The following is an 18,283-nucleotide window of genomic DNA, read 5'->3' as shown; positions in this document are numbered from 1 at the left end:
AAATAATATAAAAAATCATATATCATTTACATTAATAATAAACGAATATCAAATAAATTTTGATTAATAAAAGAAATAAATCGTGCACCATCTGCACCATCAATAATACGATGATCATAAGATAATGATAATGGTAACATTAATTTGGGTATAAACTTTTCTCCATTCCAAAATGGTTGATAAGAAGCTCTAGAAACACCCAAAATAGCAGCTTCAGATCCATTTATAATCGGTGAAAAAAAGGATCCGCCGATTCCACCTAAATTAGATATTGTAAAACAACCACCTTGCATATCTAATATGCTTAATTTACCATCTCTGGCCTTTTGGGATTTTTCCAATATTTCTTTAAAAATTTCTAATACACTCTTATTATTCACATCCTTAATAACAGGAACCAATAACCCATCTAAAGTATCCACTGCTATACCAATATTAAAATACTTTTTAAGAAAAATAATTTTATTATCCCAGGAAATAGAACTATTAAAATACGGAAATTTTTTTAATCCTTTACATATTACCTTTATAATAAATGGTAAAATAGTCAATTTATTTTTAAAATCACCTGATTTTTCAGAATTATATTTTTTTCGAAATAATTCTAATTCTGTAATATCAACTTGATCGAATTGAGTAACATGAGGAATATTCGCCCAATTCTGAAAAATAGATTCTCCCGAAAATTTTTTAATTTTATTTAATGAAACTTCTTCTACTTGACCAAAACGAGAAAAATCATTTTTTTTAATAAAATTATCTTTTTTAATAAAATTCGAAGATGTATTAAATAAATTAGAGTGATTTTTAGTTAAATAATTATCTAGATCATATTTAATAATTCGATTTTTTCTTCCAGTACCAATAATATTATTTAAATCAATATTTAAAGAGCGAGCTAAACGACGAATTAAAGGAGAAGCATGAACAGTAATATTATTTTGTATTTTTTTGTGATTATCATGATCACTTTCAGTATTAATATGATCTAAAGAAGATTTATTTAAAATAACATTATCAGACAATGTATCAATTAAAAAAATCACAGAATTAGTTTTCACAAAATCAGAAACGCGGACCTTAATTTCTTTGATACGACCAGAATAAGGAGAAGGAATTTCCATAGAAGCTTTTTCACCTTCAACTACTATTAAAGTTTGTTCTTTTGAAACAAAATCATTAATTTTGACTAAAATTTCTATTACTTCTACCTTATCTATTCCAATATCTGGAACTTTAATCTCAATATCCAATCAATATAACCTCTTATGCTAAACGTGGATTAACCTTTTCAATATTAATATTAAATTTCAACATCGCTTCAGATACTATTTTTTTATCTAAAAAATTACATTTAACTAATTCTGTCAAAGCAGCAATTACAATATAAAATACATCTATTTCAAAATGACATCTCAATTTTTCGCGACTATCAGAACGACCAAAACCATCTGTTCCTAATACTCTATAAGAAATTGAAGGAATATAATTACGCACTTGATCAGCAAATAATTTCATATAATCAGTAGCAGCAACCGCGGGAGAATTATTCATAATTTGAGCAATATAGGGTATTTTAGGATGATCGTTAGGATGAAGCATATTCCAACGTTCACAATCTTGTCCATCTCTAGCTAATTCTGTAAAAGAAGTAACACTATATACATCAGATCCAATATAGTAATCGTTACACAATATCTTCGCGGCCTTTCTCACAATTCTTAAAATAGCACCCGAACCCATTAATTGGACTTTTCCTTTTGAACCATAAAATGATTCTAATTTATAAATTCCTCTTTTTATTCCTTTCTCAACATTTTTAGGAATAGATGGCATAAAATAATTTTCGTTAGTAGTAGTAATATAATAATATATATTTTCTTGTTTCGGACCATACATTCTATATAACCCATCTTGAATAATGACAGCTATTTCATACGCATAAGACGGATCATAAGAAACACAATTGGGTATTGTTAAAGATTGAATATGACTATGTCCATCTTCATGCTGTAAACCTTCCCCGTTTAAAGTAGTTCTACCGGAAGTAGCACCAATTAAAAAACCTCTAGCTTGTTGATCACCTGCCGCCCAACATAAATCACCAATCCTCTGAAAACCAAAAATAGAATAATAAATATAAAATGGAATCATTGGATAATTACTATTACTATAAGAAGTAGCAGCAGCTAACCAAGAAGAAGCAGCTCCTAACTCATTAATTCCTTCCTGTAAAATTTGACCTTTTTTATCTTCTTTATAATATAATAATTGATCTTTATCTTGGGGAATATACTTTTGTCCATTAAAACTATAAATACCAATTTTACGAAATAAACCTTCCATACCAAATGTACGAGCTTCATCAGCAATAATTGGTACAATTTTTTCTTTAATTGTAGAATAATTTAATAATATATTTAATATACGAACAAATGACATAGTAGTAGAAATCTTTTTTTTCTGTTCAATTAAAATAGAATGAAAATCACTTAATTTTGGTAATTCTAAACGTTCTGTAAATTTTGATAACCTAATTGGAATATATCCACCAAGCTTGTTACGTTGATTATGAAGATAACGATATTCAACTGAATCTTTAGAAAATTTAATATATGGAAATGAAGATAAATCTTGATTTTCTATAGGTAAATTAAATCGATCACGTATATATTTTAATCCATTCAAATCCATTTTTTTTATTTGATGAGCAATATTTTTTCCTTCAGCAATATTTCCCATACCATAACCTTTAATAGTATGAATTAAAATTACCACCGGTTTCTCTATAGACTGTTTAGCTCTCATGAAAGCAGAAAAAATTTTTTTCGAATCATGACCACCCCTATTTAGTAACCAGATCTCTTCATCGGTCATATTTTTTACTAATTCGATAGTTTCAGGGTATTTTCCAAAAAAATATTTTCTAACATATGCTCCATTTTTTGATTTAAATGTTTGATAATCACCATCAATCGTTTCATTCATTAATTGAATTAATTTACCACTATGATCATTTTTTAATAAAATATCCCATCGATCTCCCCAAATAACCTTTATAACCTCCCATCCAGCTCCATGAAATAAACCCTCTAACTCATTAATAATTTTACCATTTCCAACTACTGGACCATCCAATCTTTGTAAATTACAATTAATAACATAAATTAAATTATTTAATTTTTCTCGAGATGCTATAGTGATAGCTCCTTTAGATTCAGGTTCATCCATCTCGCCATCACCTAAAAATGCATATACTGTTCTACCTGAAGTATTTTTTAAACCCCGATTTTCAAGATATTTTAAAAATTTTGCCTGATAAATGGCATTAATAGGACTCAATCCCATTGAAACAGTTGGAAATTGCCAAAAATATGGCATTAATTTAGGGTGAGGATAAGAAGATAAACCATGACCATCAACTTCTTGTCGAAAATTATCCATATGTTCTTCATTTAATCGACCTTCTAAGAAAGCTCTAGAATAAATACCAGGAGAAATATGACCTTGAAAATAAATTAAATCTCCATTAGATCCATCCTGAGAGGAGCAAAAAAAATGATTAAAACATACTTCATATATAGTAGCAGAAGATTGAAATGAAGATAAATGTCCTCCTAAATCCAAATTTTTATTAGAAGCTCGTAAAACCATCATAATAGCATTCCATCTAATAAAAGAGCGAATTTTTCTTTCTAAGATTAAATCACCAGGATATTTTAATTCATTCTCCATAGAAATAGTATTAATATAATCTGTAATTATTCTGTTATTTGAAAAATATAAACCGTGTTTCTTGACCTTTTTAAGAATAGAATAAATAATAAATTCTGCACGATCAATACCATCACGATCAATAAGAGATTCAATAGAATCTATCCAATCATTAGTTTCAGCGGGATCAATATCATAATTAGAACAATCTGTCATACTTTAAATCCTTAATAAAGCTTAATATAATTAATATTTTAACATAATTAAAATACTTTAATCACATAAACATAAATTCTCAAATATAAATAGTCAATCTTAAAAAATATAATCAACATCATAAAAAATTTATGAATTTTAATAAATATAATCAAAAATATTATATTTAATTATTTTAGAAAAATTGTATATTTTTAATTATTTCTTTTATATAAATTTATATAAATTGATCAAAGTATAATCAAATAAAAATTTTATTAATTGATTAAAACATATAATTTAAACAAACCATATGCAAGTAAAAAATATTTTATAAAAAAATTATAAATAATATAACTTTAAAAATATACAATTTTTAATTATATTAGAAATAACTTTATATTTTAATATATCTAGCATTTTAGAAAATAATATAAAAGATTCCCGTTTATATTCTTGATAAGGATCTTTTTGAGCATAACCTCTAAAATGAATTACCTTTCTTAAATGCTCCATATTTAATAAATGATCTACCCAAAGTGAATCTAAAACACGTAACATAGTATATTTTTCTAACTTATACATTCTTATCTCTCCGATTTCATTTTTTCTTTTTTCATAATAAAGTTTTATAATATGAAAAATTTTTTTAAAAATAATCACATCAGAAATATAATGTATTTTATTTATCCATGAAAAAATTGGCACAAATAAATTAAAATCTGTACTAAAAATACGATTTATTTCCGTAATATCCCATAATCCCTCCGAAAAATTATTAGGACAATATGTATGAATAATATTAAAAATTACATCTTTTAAAATTGATTGAATCATATAATGGATTTTTTCTTGATTAACAATATTATTTCTTTTTAAATAAATTATATATCTTTGTTCATCTAAAATATTATCATATTCTAAAAGTTGTTTTCTTATTTCAAAATTCTGATTCTCTACTTTTTTTTGAGCATGTAAAATTGCTTTATTAATCCAAGGATGTTCAATAGCTTTCCCTTTAGTCAAACCCAAATTCCTTATTACATTTTTTATATTTTTTGGAGAAAAAATACGAATTAATGTATCTTCCATAGATAAATAAAAACGAGAAGATCCAGGATCTCCTTGTCTTCCAGCACGACCTTTTAATTGATTATCTATACGACGTGATTCGTGCCTTTCTATACCAATAACGTGTAAACCACCAAGAGATACTACAAGATCATGATTCTTCTTCCAAATTAATTTTGATTTCTCATAATCTAATTTAGAATTAAATTGGGATCGTTTAGTAAATATACCCCCTAAAACTATATCAGTGCCTCTTCCAGCCATATTAGTTGCGATAGTAACGGCTCCTAATTTACCAGCATAAGATATAATATCAGCTTCTTTTTCATGAAATTTAGCATTTAAAATACTATGCGGAATATTTAAATAACGCAATCTATTTGAAATAATTTCAGATTTTTCAATAGAAATTGTTCCGACCAAAACAGGTTGTTTCCTTAAAAAACAAGAACGTATGCCTTGAATAATTGCATCAAATTTTTCTGATTCTGTCATATATATTAAATCTGGCATATCTTTTCGAATCATTTGACGATGAGGAGGTATAATTACTGTATCTAAATTATACACAAAATAAAATTCATCTGACTCTGTTGAGATTGTACCACTCATGCCAGAAATTTTTTGATATAACTTAAAATAATTTTGAAAACTAATTGATGCTAATACTTTATTTTCATCACGAATTTTAACATTTTCTTTTGCTTCGATAGCTTGATGCAATCCATCAGACCATCGTCGACCTAACATAATTCTACCGGTATGTTCATCAATGATCAAAACTTTATTATGTTTAATGATATAATCTACGTTTTTTTTAAAAAATATATGAGCACGTAATGCAGTAATTAGGCGATATAATAATACAATATTATTTGAAGAATATAATGATTCATTCATGCACATCATATCATGTTTAATAAGTAATTTTTCTATGTAAATTAATCCTATTTCAGTAAAAGAAATTTGTTTATATTCTTCATCGATAATAAAATATCCTGATTGATTTAAAATATCTAAACGAATTTGTCGGCTTTTAATAAAATACGGAATAATATTATTAATTTGAATATAAATTTCAACCGAAGAATACGATGGTCCAGAAATTACTAATGGAGTACGAGATTCATCGATTAAAATAGAATCAACCTCATCTATAAGAGCATAATTTAATTCACGTTGCACGCGATTTGTAGGATTAAATATCATATTATCACGTAAATAGTCAAAACAAAATTCATTATTAGTTCCATATAAAATATCTGACAAATACGCATTATGTTTTAATGCAGTAGACATATTAGATAAATTAATCCCTACTTTTAAATCAAGAAACTTAAATAATGGAGCGTGCTTTTTAAAATCTCTTTTAACCAAATATTCATTCGTAGTAAATATATGAACACCTTTTCCTTCAATTGCATTTAAATAAGCTGGTAAAGTAGCAGTTAATGTTTTTCCTTCACCAGTACACATTTCAGTAATATAACCCTTATGTAATGCAATACCACCTAATAATTGAACATCAAAATGTCTCATACCTAATACTCTTCTACTAGCTTCCCTTAAAACAGAAAACGCTTCAGGTAATAGGTCATCTAATGTTTTTCCATTAATTAAGCACTCTCTAAAAAATTGAGTTTTCTGTTGTAATTCATGATCTGTTAATTGATTATTTTTTTTTTCTAAAAAATTAATATGATCTACAATAATTTTAATAGATTTTAAAAAACGATCATTTTTTGTACCAAAAATTTTCTGAAATAATTTTATAAACATATCACATATCCTTATATAACCTAATTTAATACGTCATACAATTCAATTAAAACAAATCCAATGCAATAAAATAATAAAAAGATTAAATATATTTAAAATACATATATAATATATCTTTGAAATATATTTAATCTTGTACAACTAAAAAAAATATATTTAAAAACAATCCCAGAATAAATTAAAAAATAATTAAAATATATTTTTTTGAGATAAAAAACTACTTGGAATATTAAAAAAATTAGGATAATCTACAGAAACTAAATATAATCCTTGAGGAACTGCAGTAGAAGCGCAAAAAGTACGATCTTTTTTATGTAAAATATCAAGAATCCATTCTTCTTTTTGTTTAATCATACCGATTTCAATTAAACAACTCACAATATTTCTAACCATATTTTGTAAAAAAGAATTAGCTGTAATATCAATTAAAATAAAGGATTTAAATTTAAATACATTAATATATAAAATTTTTCTATATGGTGTTTTAGATTGACATTGTTTAGATCTAAAAGAAGTAAAATCATGTTCTCCTAAAATTAATTGTCCAGCCTGATACATTTTTTTTATATTTAAAGTATAATGAATATGATTAGATCGATGATAAAACAAAGCAGATCGAGAAAAATTATTATAAATTATATACCGATAACTACGAGAAACAGCACTATATCGGGCATGAAAATCACTAGAAACCTTTTTAATCCATTTAACAGATATATCGCTCGGTAAATAAGTATTCATACCTAATACCCAAGAAATATTTTTTCTAACAGAAGTTGTTTCAAAATGCACTACCTGACCTAAACTATGTACACCAGCATCAGTTCTACCGGCACAAATAATATTTACATTATGATCTGCAATAATGGAAGCTGCTTTTTCAACTTCTTCTTGTATGGTTGTAATGTTTTTTTTTTGTCTTTGCCATCCATGATAATTACTACCATCATATTCTAATCCTAATGCAAATTTTAAAAGATTTTTCATTATGTCCGTAAAACCTCAAAATCAAAAAAAAATCAAATTCGAAAGAAAATAAACATATAATTATATTAATTATTTAAAATATTAAAAATAAATAATTTCAAAATTAATTAAAATTAATTAAAATAAAACCTATAAATTCACAAATTTTATTCATCAAAGTTATAGAGAAGAATATGAATATCAAAAAATATAAAATACCTTTAAGTATACTAAAAATAGCTGGAGTAAATCCATACGAAAAAAAAAAAAACGAAAAATACATGAATAAAGAACAGACTAATCATTTTAAAAAAATTCTACAAGCATGGAAAGAACAATTAAATAAAAAAAACGACCAAATAACCTTATATCAAAAAACTGAATCCATTAATTTTCCGGATCCAATTGATAGAGCCGTACAAGAAGAAGAATTTAACTTAATTTTAAAAAACCAAGATCGACAAAATAAGATTATTGAAAATATAGAACGAACGTTAAAAAAAATACAAAATGAGACATTTGGATATTGCGAATTATGCGAAATTGAAATTGGAATTAAAAGATTAGAAGCAAGACCAACAGCAAATCTATGTATTGATTGTAAAACATTATCAGAAATTAGAGCAAAACAAAACATTAGACGATCCACATAAAAATATATATTTTTTATAAAAAACAAACATTTATAATATATTAAATTATTTATTAAAAAATTTTTATTATATAATAATATAATTATATAAAATAAATAACCTCAATCACAAAAATCTATTTATTTAAATCAAGGAAATAAATTATTCATGCGAACCTTAAAATTCGGTGGAACATCTTTATCTAACTCACAAAAATTCTTAGAAGTATCGGATATTATTATTCAAAAAATCAAAAAAGAAGAAATTTCAGTAGTATTATCTGCACCAGCAAAGGTAACAAATATCTTAGAAGAAATAGCCCAATCTGTTAAATTTGATAACGATATAAATAATTTATTAAATAATTTAAAAGAAATTTTTTACACACTAATTTGTGAAATAAAAAATAAACAATCTAATTTTATCGATCGTAATATATTAAAAAAAATTGATAAAAAATTATCTGAAATTCAAAAAATTAAAAAAAATATAAATTCCTTCAAAATAAATTTTAAAACAATTTATGCAAATATTATATCTTTTGGAGAAATGTTTTCTATTAAAACTATGGAATATATTTTAATGGCAAAAAAATATAACGTTACAGTGATTAATCCTGTAAAAAATATTTTAGCTATGGGAGATATTACTAATTCTATAGTAGATATTAACGCATCAAAAGATATGATCCAAAAATTAAAAATACCTAAAAATCACATTATACTTATGCCTGGCTTTATTGCAGGAAACAAAAATAAAGAATTGGTATTATTAGGAAGAAATGGTTCAGATTATTCTGCTGCGATATTATCAGTATGTTTAAGATCAAAAATTTGCGAAATTTGGACGGATGTTGATGGTATTTATACATCAGATCCGAGAATAGTACCATCAGCAAAACTATTACCATCAATATCTTATCAAGAAGCAATGGAACTATCAACTTTAGGGGCAAAAGTTTTACATCCAAAAACAATATTTCCGTTATCTCAATTTAAAATAAAATGTATAATTAAAAATACACTAAATCCTCAACATGATGGAACAACAATTGAAAACCAAATTAACGATAAAAATAAACAATCAATCAAAGGAATCACATATCTTGATAACATCGAAATAATTACAATCAAGATTAATAAAACAATCCATATTTATGAAATTATAAATAAATTAATTTCTATATTAAATCAAGAAAAAATAAACATTATATTCACAATAAAATCTTTAGATGATCATAAAATTCATATATACATAATAGATAATAAAAATATTATAATTAAAAACATATTATCTAAAAAATTTGAAATTGAAATACAAAAAAAAATATTAAAATCAATAAATATACTAAATAAGATAAAAATTATCTCAATTATTGGAAATAATATAAAAAATAATAGAAAAATACACACTAAAATTTGTTTTGCATTAGAACACACTGATCTAAAAATTATTAATTTCACACAACAATTATCAAATAATTCGATTTCTTTCATTACAAATAATAAAAATATTAATAATAATATTCATAAAATACACGAAATACTATTTAATAATGAAAAAATAATTGAATTATTTATTATTGGAATTGGTGGTGTCGGAACAGCGCTAATCAAACAAATTATTAAACAACAAGAAAAACTACAATCAAAAAATATAAAAATCATAATTTGTGGTATTGCTAATTCTAAAAATATGATAATTAATCCATTAGGAATTAAATTAAAAAACGAAAAAATTCATTTAACATCAAATAACGAAACATTTTGCATTAATCAGATTATTCAAATAGCAAAAAATCATAATTTTATTAACCCAGTTATTGTTGATTGCACTTCAAGTAAAGAAATATCAAATTTATACCCTAACATATTATCAAATGGAATTCATGTTGTTACTCCTAACAAAAAGGGAAATACTACAAGCTGGAAAGAATATAATCACATTAGAAAAATCGCTATAAGAACAAACAAAAAATTTTTGTATGAAACAAACGTGAGCGCTGGATTACCAATTATAGAAACATTAAAAAATTTACTTGATTCAGGAGATCAACTCATTCGGTTTAGAGGTATATTATCAGGATCTTTATCATTCATTTTTGGAAAATTAGAAGAAGGGATGTTACTGTCACAAGCAACTAATATGGCAAAAAAATTAGGATTTACAGAACCAAACCCAAAAGATGATTTATCTGGAATAGATGTTGCTAGAAAATTACTCATTATAGCACGAGAAGCAGGATATAAATTAGAATTAGAAAATATCAAAATTCAACCAATTTTATCAAAAGAACTGCTAAATATTAAAGAACCTGAAATATTTTTATCTAAACTAAAAAAACTAGATCAAGAATTCTTATATAAAATTAAAAAAGCACAAAAAAAAAATAAAGTATTAAGATTGATCGGAACAATTGACGAAGAAAAAAATTGTAAAGTAGAATTAAAAGAAATTGATATCACTGATCCATTATATAATGTTAAAAATGGCGAAAATGCACTCACAATTTATAGTAAATATTATCAACCCATTCCACTAGTATTAAGAGGTTATGGTGCAGGTAATGATGTCACAGCAGCTGGAATTTTTTCTGATTTATTACGCATATTATCATGATATCTAGGAGTTTAAACATGATAAAAATTTACGCACCTGCTTCAATTGGTAACATTAATGTTGGTTTTGATACATTAGGGGTTGCGATTAAACCCGTAGATGGAAAATTACTAGGAGATTGTGTTACAATTAAATCAAATGAAAATTTTAAATTAATTAATAAAGGAAATTTTTGTTTTCAATTACCAAAAAAAATAGAAGAAAATATCGTATGGAAATGTTGGAATCATTTCTGTAGAATTTTAAATAGAAAGATATTAATTTCAATTACATTAGAAAAAAATATGCCTATTGGTTCCGGTTTAGGATCAAGTGCTTGTTCAATTGCGGCTACACTGGTAGCAATAAATAAATTTTGTAATGAACCATTAAATGAACAAGAATTATTAAAATTAATGGGCGAAGTGGAAGGAGAAATTTCTGGTGCACCGCATTATGATAATGTAGCACCTTGTTATTATGGAGGACTGCAATTAATTATAAAAGAAAACAATTGTGTTAGTCAACCAATACCATTTTTTAAAGATTGGATATGGTTAGTTGCTTGGCCTGGTATTAAAATTTCTACATCTGAAGCTCGATCAATTTTGCCAAAAAAATATAAGATAGAAACATGTATCAAGCATAGTAGATTATTAGCTAGTTTCATACATGCATCACATACTAACCAATCAAAATTAGCATTAAAATCAATGCGAGATATTATTGCAGAACCATATCGCATTCAATTACTTCCAAATTTTATACAAATTAAACAAAATCTGCTAAATCTAGGAGCCATAAATTGTGGAATATCTGGATCTGGACCAACAATATTTACTATATGCAATGACAAAAAAATTGCAAATAAAATATACACATGGTTATCAGAAAACTATTTAAAGAATAAGAATGGATTTGTTCATATTTGTAAATTAGATTTAAATGGTACAAGAGAAATAGGATTATAATCAATATGAAATTATATAATTTAAAATATCGTAATGAAAAAGTAAGCTTTTTACAAGCAGTAAAAATGGGATTAGGAAAAAGACAAGGATTATTTTTTCCAATAAACTTACCATTGATTAAAGAAAATAGATTAAAAGAAATGTTAGAAATGGACTTCTTAACAAGAAGTGTAAAAATTTTATCGATGTTTATTGGGGATGAAATTAAACTAACAGAATTAGAAAAATACGTGAGAAATGCCTTTTCATTTCCAGGTCCTATGATTATTCCAGTAACAAATAATATATCATGTTGTGAACTTTTCCACGGACCGACATTAGCATTTAAAGATTTTGGCGCTAGATTTATGGCACAAATATTATCCCACTTAAATAAAAAAAATAATATTACAACGATACTAACCGCAACTTCAGGAGATACAGGAGCAGCAGTAGCTCATGCATTTTATAAAGCAAAAAACGTGAGAGTTATAATATTATATCCACATGGAAAAATTAGCAAATTACAAGAAGCTCTATTTTGTACGTTAGGAAAAAATATAACTACAATAGCTATCCAGGGTAGTTTTGATGAATGCCAAGAATTAGTAAAAAAAGCATTTCACGATAATCAACTTAAAAAAGCAACAGGATTGAATTCTGCTAATTCTATTAATATTAGTAGATTATTAGCACAAATCTGTTATTACTTCGAAGCTTATGCATTAATTAATAGGAACAATCAAAAAAAATTAGTAATTTCTATTCCTTGTGGAAATTTTGGAAATTTAACCGCAGGATTAATTGCAAAATCTATGGGACTACCTATTAAATCGTTTATTGCTTCAACTAATATAAACGATACTGTACCTAGGTTTTTAAAAACTGGAAAATGGGAACCTAATAATTGTGTTTCCACAATTTCTAATGCTATGGATATTAGTAGACCAAACAATTGGCCAAGAGTAGAAGAATTATTTTTTAGAAACAAATGGAAACTAAACGACTTGGGATTTGGAAGTGTATCAGATGATGTAACAAAAAATACTTTATGTGAATTAAAACAACTTGGATATATTTCAGAACCGCACGCAGCAGTCGCATATAGATTATTAAAAGATCAAATACAGCCAGATGAGTACGGACTATTTTTAGGTACAGCGCACTCTGCAAAATTTAAAAATATTGTAGATGATATATTACAAGAAAATATTAAATTACCAATAGAATTAGAAAAACCATCTAAATTTCCTTTATTATCATATTATATGAAACCAGATTTTAATAAATTAAAAGAATTTTTATTATTTAAATCATAATATTTTACCTTTAGAGAAGAATAAAATAATTTCTTCTCTAAAATTCTAAACATTAAATAAAAAATGTACAATATCCCCATCCTGTAAAATATATTCTTTTCCTTCAAATCTTAATTTACCTAATTCACGTATTTTATTTAATTCCTTATATTTAATAAAATTTTCATAAGAAATTACTTTAGCTCGAATAAAACCTTTTTGTAAATCAGTATGTATTTTTCGAGCTGCTTGTAAACTATTTGTTCCTTTTTTTATGGACCATGCTCGGACTTCTTTTTTACCGACTGTAAAAAAAGTTTGTAATTGAAGTAAATCATAACCCTTTTTAACGGCTAAATGTAAATCTGACATATTTTTTGGTAAGACTTTAAGAACATAATTTTTTTTAATATTTTGATTATAATTTTGATATTCGTGTAATATACAAATCGGGATAATAACAGTATTTTCAATTGAAGCTAATTCTGATAATTCACTTAAGCTAACAGTATTTTTTCTATTATCTGAAATATTAGCAATATAAATTAGGGGTTTTAATGTGAGTAAATTTAAATAACCAATTAATTTTAATTCTTCTAAGGTAAGTTTTAAATTTCTTAAAAGTTTTTTTTCTTTTAAATAACTTAAAAAATATTCGATAAGAGATATTTTTTTTTGATTATAAAATTCTTTAATATTACTAGACCCTTTAATTCTAATCAATTCTTTGGTACAAACTTGAAAATCAGACAAAATTAATTCTTGATGAATACTTTCAACATCAGCAATTGGATCAATCTTACTATGCATATGAACAATATTATCATCAAAAAAACAACGAACAACATGAAAAATAACATCTGCTTGATGTATATCGCTTAAAAATAAATTTCCTAAACCCACTCCTTTAGATGCACCTTTAACTAATCCAGCTATATCTATAAATTCTATATAAGTAGGTGTAACGGTATTAGGAGAAACAAGTTCTGCAATTTTATTTAACCTAACATCAAATACAGGAACAATTCCTATATTTGGTTTAATTGTGCAAAATGGAAAATTTTTGGCTGCCACTTGAGATTTCGTCAAGACATTAAATAAAGTAGATTTTCCAACATTTGGCATACCTATAATACCGCATTTTAAACCCATAATTTATTTACCCTATTAATATATATATAAAATATTAAAAATTAATTAGTCAACATGATACAATTTTGATGTAATAAAATATTTTTTATTATTAATTAAAATATCAATATCATTGATAACATAATTTATCACTTTAAAAATAATATTTCTTTCAAATATTGTTGGAGAAGATAAAACAAAAGATCTAATTTGACTTAGACAATTCGGTCTACCAATTCCTATCCGAATCCTACAAAATTTCTCTCGATTCATACCAAATTTAGAAATAATATTCCTCAAACCATTATGACCATTATGACCATAACCATATTTTAATTTTATAACTCCAGGGGGTAGATCGAGATCATCATGTATTACTAATATTTCATTTAAACGAATATTATAAAATGAAGAAACTGAAAATATAGAAATACCTGAATAATTCATAAATACATTTGGTATGAATATTTTTATACTAATATTTTGCAATTTATATATAGATATATTACCATAAAAAGATTTTTTTTCTTGAAATTGAATATTTTTAATTTGACTAAATAATTTTACATACCAAGCTCCTAAATTATGCCTAGTATGATGATATTTTAAAGTAGGATTACCTAATCCTACTATCATCTTAATATGTGACAAAATAAGTTTCCTAATAAAATATTTAAAAAATAATTTGATAAAAATAATTAAAACCTAATATAAGTAATATTCTTCAAAAGATCTAAAACAACATCCCAATTAATCACTTCCCAAAAAGCATTAATATAATCTAATTTTTTATTTCGATATTTTAAATAATATGAATGTTCCCAAAGATCTAATGCAAGTATAGGATATCCAAAAGTACCAGAAAATCTTATTCCCATCAAAGGATTATCTTGATTTGCGGTAGAATCAATGACTAAATGATTATCTTGTAATAATAACCATATCCAACCAGATCCAAAACGACTCATAGCCTTGTCTTCAAATTCTTGTTTAAAATCATCTATTGATCCGAATTGATTATTAATTACCTTTTCTAACTCCTCTGATATATTAGTACCAACCTTTAGCAATTTCCAGAAAAAACTGTGATTAATATGACCACCAGAATTATTTTTAATAATATCTCTATATTTTACATCAATTCGATCAAGATTTTTTACAACATCTTCAATCGAAAGATTTAAAAAATTTGTATATTTTATATAACGATTTAAATTATTTACATATGTTTGATGATGTTTTAAATGATGTAATTTCATTGTTTCTTCATCAAAAAACGGCTCTAAACTATCATATGAATATGATAATACAGGAAGTTTATAAAACATAAATTTAATTTCCTTTCAAATAAAAACAAAATATTAAATGAATCAAAAATATTTGTATACAAAAAATATCAAAATTAAAATAATTTTTATTTTTTTTTCTAAAAAAAAATAAAAACAGAATATAATATTTATTATATTCTTATGAAATAAAATAATAATATAAATTATGAAAGAATTAAGCTCTTTAAAAGATCGATTTCGTAATTTTTATCCTGTGGTAATTGATCTTGAAACAGCAGGATTGAATCATAATCATGATGCTTTACTCGAAATTGGAGTAATCACATTAAAAATGGATAAATATGGATGGTTAAAAAAAGAAAAAATTATACATTTTCATATTAAACCATTTCGGGGGTCATTAATTAAAACAGATGCATTAATATTTAACAAAATAGATCCCTTTAACCCTTTCAGACAAGCTGTAAATGAAAAAGAAGCGATCCAATTCATATTTAATATAGTTAGTCAACGAATTGAAACTAACAAATGTAATAAAGGAATTATTGTAGCACACAACGCAAATTTTGATCATAGTTTTTTAATGGCAGCTTCAAAAAGATGTGGAATAAAAAATAATCCATTTCATTCTTTTGTTACTTTTGATACTGCTACATTAAGCGGATTAGCCGTTGGACAAACAGTACTAGCAAGAGCATGTCAAGCGTTTGGATTATCATTTGATAATAATAAAGCGCATTCAGCACTATATGATACTTTACAAACAGCAAATTTATTTTGTAAATTAGTAAATCAATGGAAAAAATTAGGAGGATGGCCCCCTAAAAATTCAAAATCATAAAATGCTATTTAGAAATATGAAAAATTCATCTAAAAAAAATATATTAATTTAAAAAAATTATTTATCAAGACCTAATACTTTTTTTAACTCTCCATTATTAAACATGTCTACTACAATATCACATCCACCTATTAATTCACCATGAACCCATAATTGAGGAAAAGTAGGCCAATTAGAATATTGCGGTAAAGAAGAACGAATATCGTCATTTTCTAAAACATCGACATAAGCAAATCGAATGTTTAAGTTAGATAAAATCTCTACGACTTTTGCAGAAAAACCACAACTTGGAAAATCAGGTGAACCTTTCATATAAATTAAAATAGAATTATCTTTAATTTGTTTTTTAATTTTTTTAATAACATCCATATTATACTCTTATTAAATAGTTATTGAAATTAACATTAATATAATAAAAAATTTATATTGACACTAATAATAATTATAAGGATAATAAATAAAAAGTTTAAATATAAATTTTAAAAATTTAAATTTAAATGTATAAAGTAAACACGATGGGGCTGATATTTGGATTCGACAAAATTTTCAAAAACTTTTAGTGCATGTCGAGGAACGGTTGCCTCGATAAAAACCGTAATTTAATAAATGCAAAACAAGAAAAATACGCTTTAGCAGCTTAAAGAATTATATAGCCTTTTTTTTAATTTTTAATACTTTTATAAAATTAATATATAAAGGCTTAATTGAAATAATTATAATATTTAAAAATCTTATTCAAGATAAATTTACTTAATACCTTTTAGAATACATATTTTACGTATTGTTTTTTATACTAAAATACTGAAAAAAATAAAAAACTAAACATGTAGTACTAAAGTTGAAGAGGTTTTGGACGCGGGTTCAAATCCCGCCAGCTCCAAAAACTAAAATAATTTTTTTGACCAATTTAATTTCGAATTTAATACTTGAAAATAACTATAACTTTTAGGATGAATTAAATTTAAACAATATTTACTCTTTCGAATTATAATTTTATCTCCTCGAGAAATAGAAAAAATAGTTTGACCATCACAAGTAATTTTAATTTTCTTTTCGAAATTAAATACTTTTAACATAATTATACTATTTCCATCCAATACTATAGGACGAGAAGATAGAGTATGGGGAAACATTGGAACTAATAAAATAGCATCCAATAAAGTAGATAAAATGGGTCCCCCTGCTGATAAAGAATATCCTGTTGAACCAGTTGGAGTGGATATAATTAAACCATCTGACCTCTGAGAAAACGCTATTTTTTTATTAATATAAACTTCAAATTCTATCATATTAGAAATTTTTTCTGGATGCAAAATACATTCATTAACTACAATAATCTTTTTTATCCCACCAGTACGTTTTTTAAATATATTTAACTCTAATAAAAAACGCTTTTCTAAAAAATATTCTCCATCTAAAATTTTAGATAACATAACAATTACATTATTAGGATTCAGATCTGTTAAAAAACCTAAATTTCCCCGATTCACCCCAATAATTTTAATAGAATAATAAGATAATTTTCTAGCGATACGTAATAAATTTCCATCACCACCCACCACAATAGCTAAATCACATTTTTGTCCAATTTCATCTAATTTTAAAACATGTATTTTTTTTAAATTTAAGGTTTTTGCAATATTATATTCTGTAACAACATTATAACCTTGATGTATCAACCAATCATACAAGGTTTTATGAGTTAGAAATGAACTTTTCTGTCTAGGATACCCTAAAATAGAAATCCATTGCATGTTTTTTTCATTACTCATATTATTCTTCTTTATAAATAAAAGTTAATAACATATAATATATACTT

14 protein-coding genes and 1 other RNA gene are annotated in these 18,283 nt (G+C 24.9%); 6 read left to right on the top strand and 9 right to left on the bottom strand.

The features are described 5' to 3' along the window. Positions 1 to 26 precede the first annotated feature (26 nt). The 4 genes from AB4W55_RS00745 to truA form a co-directional block, all read right to left on the bottom strand. A complete protein-coding gene (locus AB4W55_RS00745; RefSeq protein ID WP_367672688.1) occupies positions 27 to 1,253 on the bottom strand; it encodes a 2-oxo acid dehydrogenase subunit E2 in 1,227 nt (408 codons plus the stop codon). A gap of 13 nt (positions 1,254 to 1,266) precedes the next feature. Next, positions 1,267 to 3,930 carry a pyruvate dehydrogenase (acetyl-transferring), homodimeric type gene (gene aceE, locus AB4W55_RS00740; protein ID WP_367672686.1) on the bottom strand — a complete coding sequence of 888 codons (2,664 nt, stop codon included), beginning with the start codon at positions 3,928 to 3,930 and terminating at the stop codon, positions 1,267 to 1,269. 321 nt (positions 3,931 to 4,251) lie between these two features. Continuing rightward, positions 4,252 to 6,759: a preprotein translocase subunit SecA gene (gene secA / locus AB4W55_RS00735; RefSeq protein ID WP_367672684.1), complete on the bottom strand. Its 2,508-nt coding sequence runs from the start codon at positions 6,757 to 6,759 to the stop codon at positions 4,252 to 4,254. A gap of 189 nt (positions 6,760 to 6,948) precedes the next feature. Beyond that, entirely contained in the window at positions 6,949 to 7,746 is a 798-nt protein-coding gene (gene truA / locus AB4W55_RS00730) for a tRNA pseudouridine(38-40) synthase TruA (protein WP_367672682.1), read from the bottom strand. Between the two features lie 173 nt (positions 7,747 to 7,919). Between truA and dksA the strand changes: the two genes are divergently transcribed. The 4 genes from dksA to thrC all read left to right on the top strand — a co-directional run bounded on the left by dksA (position 7,920) and on the right by thrC (position 13,224). Next, positions 7,920 to 8,378 (top strand): RNA polymerase-binding protein DksA, encoded by a 459-nt coding sequence (dksA, locus tag AB4W55_RS00725; protein WP_367672681.1) that lies wholly within the window; start codon positions 7,920 to 7,922, stop codon positions 8,376 to 8,378. Positions 8,379 to 8,525: 147 nt separating this feature from the next. After that, on the top strand, positions 8,526 to 10,976 hold the full coding sequence (gene thrA / locus AB4W55_RS00720) for a bifunctional aspartate kinase/homoserine dehydrogenase I (protein ID WP_367672679.1): 2,451 nt from the start codon (positions 8,526 to 8,528) through the stop codon (positions 10,974 to 10,976). A gap of 17 nt (positions 10,977 to 10,993) precedes the next feature. Further along, positions 10,994 to 11,926, top strand: coding sequence for a homoserine kinase (gene thrB / locus AB4W55_RS00715; RefSeq protein ID WP_367672678.1), 933 nt, complete (start codon positions 10,994 to 10,996; stop codon positions 11,924 to 11,926). Between the two features lie 5 nt (positions 11,927 to 11,931). Then, entirely contained in the window at positions 11,932 to 13,224 is a 1,293-nt protein-coding gene (gene thrC / locus AB4W55_RS00710) for a threonine synthase (protein WP_367672676.1), read from the top strand. 45 nt (positions 13,225 to 13,269) lie between these two features. Here thrC and ychF read toward each other — a convergent pair whose 3' ends face one another. The 3 genes from ychF to AB4W55_RS00695 form a co-directional block, all read right to left on the bottom strand. Continuing rightward, complete coding sequence (ychF, locus tag AB4W55_RS00705) at positions 13,270 to 14,355, bottom strand: redox-regulated ATPase YchF (protein WP_367672674.1); 1,086 nt, start codon at positions 14,353 to 14,355, stop codon at positions 13,270 to 13,272. 45 nt (positions 14,356 to 14,400) lie between these two features. Beyond that, positions 14,401 to 14,970 (bottom strand): aminoacyl-tRNA hydrolase, encoded by a 570-nt coding sequence (gene pth, locus AB4W55_RS00700; protein WP_367672786.1) that lies wholly within the window; start codon positions 14,968 to 14,970, stop codon positions 14,401 to 14,403. A gap of 62 nt (positions 14,971 to 15,032) precedes the next feature. Further along, positions 15,033 to 15,662, bottom strand: a complete 630-nt coding sequence (locus AB4W55_RS00695) for a Fe-Mn family superoxide dismutase (RefSeq protein ID WP_367672673.1) — start codon at positions 15,660 to 15,662, stop codon at positions 15,033 to 15,035. 166 nt (positions 15,663 to 15,828) lie between these two features. Between AB4W55_RS00695 and rnt the strand changes: the two genes are divergently transcribed. Continuing rightward, positions 15,829 to 16,464, top strand: coding sequence for a ribonuclease T (gene rnt, locus AB4W55_RS00690; RefSeq protein WP_367672671.1), 636 nt, complete (start codon positions 15,829 to 15,831; stop codon positions 16,462 to 16,464). Between the two features lie 57 nt (positions 16,465 to 16,521). Here the strand turns inward: rnt and grxD are convergent, their stop codons facing one another. After that, positions 16,522 to 16,833 carry a Grx4 family monothiol glutaredoxin gene (grxD, locus tag AB4W55_RS00685; protein ID WP_367672669.1) on the bottom strand — a complete coding sequence of 104 codons (312 nt, stop codon included), beginning with the start codon at positions 16,831 to 16,833 and terminating at the stop codon, positions 16,522 to 16,524. Positions 16,834 to 16,981: 148 nt separating this feature from the next. Here grxD and ssrA point away from each other — a divergent pair. Beyond that, positions 16,982 to 17,345, top strand: a transfer-messenger RNA (tmRNA) gene (ssrA, locus tag AB4W55_RS00680). A 3-nt stretch (positions 17,346 to 17,348) separates the two neighbouring features. Here the strand turns inward: ssrA and nadK are convergent. Beyond that, on the bottom strand, positions 17,349 to 18,236 hold the full coding sequence (gene nadK, locus AB4W55_RS00675; RefSeq protein WP_367672667.1) for an NAD(+) kinase: 888 nt from the start codon (positions 18,234 to 18,236) through the stop codon (positions 17,349 to 17,351). Between the last annotated feature and the right edge of the window lie 47 nt (positions 18,237 to 18,283).

It is taken from the genome of Buchnera aphidicola (Symydobius americanus) (assembly GCF_964059135.1).
GTDB classification, from domain to species: domain Bacteria; phylum Pseudomonadota; class Gammaproteobacteria; order Enterobacterales; family Enterobacteriaceae; genus Buchnera_L; species Buchnera_L aphidicola_AJ.
This window is presented reverse-complemented; position numbering and strand designations above follow the sequence as displayed.

Coding starts and splice junctions, on each gene's coding strand:
- aceE (WP_367672686.1), bottom strand. CDS start 3,930: ATGACAGATTGTTCTAATTATGATATTGATCCCGCTGAAACTAATGAT.
- secA (WP_367672684.1), bottom strand. CDS start 6,759: ATGTTTATAAAATTATTTCAGAAAATTTTTGGTACAAAAAATGATCGT.
- truA (WP_367672682.1), bottom strand. CDS start 7,746: ATGAAAAATCTTTTAAAATTTGCATTAGGATTAGAATATGATGGTAGT.
- dksA (WP_367672681.1), top strand. CDS start 7,920: ATGAATATCAAAAAATATAAAATACCTTTAAGTATACTAAAAATAGCT.
- thrA (WP_367672679.1), top strand. CDS start 8,526: ATGCGAACCTTAAAATTCGGTGGAACATCTTTATCTAACTCACAAAAA.
- thrB (WP_367672678.1), top strand. CDS start 10,994: ATGATAAAAATTTACGCACCTGCTTCAATTGGTAACATTAATGTTGGT.
- thrC (WP_367672676.1), top strand. CDS start 11,932: ATGAAATTATATAATTTAAAATATCGTAATGAAAAAGTAAGCTTTTTA.
- ychF (WP_367672674.1), bottom strand. CDS start 14,355: ATGGGTTTAAAATGCGGTATTATAGGTATGCCAAATGTTGGAAAATCT.
- pth (WP_367672786.1), bottom strand. CDS start 14,970: ATGATAGTAGGATTAGGTAATCCTACTTTAAAATATCATCATACTAGG.
- AB4W55_RS00695 (WP_367672673.1), bottom strand. CDS start 15,662: ATGTTTTATAAACTTCCTGTATTATCATATTCATATGATAGTTTAGAG.
- rnt (WP_367672671.1), top strand. CDS start 15,829: ATGAAAGAATTAAGCTCTTTAAAAGATCGATTTCGTAATTTTTATCCT.
- grxD (WP_367672669.1), bottom strand. CDS start 16,833: ATGGATGTTATTAAAAAAATTAAAAAACAAATTAAAGATAATTCTATT.
- nadK (WP_367672667.1), bottom strand. CDS start 18,236: ATGAGTAATGAAAAAAACATGCAATGGATTTCTATTTTAGGGTATCCT.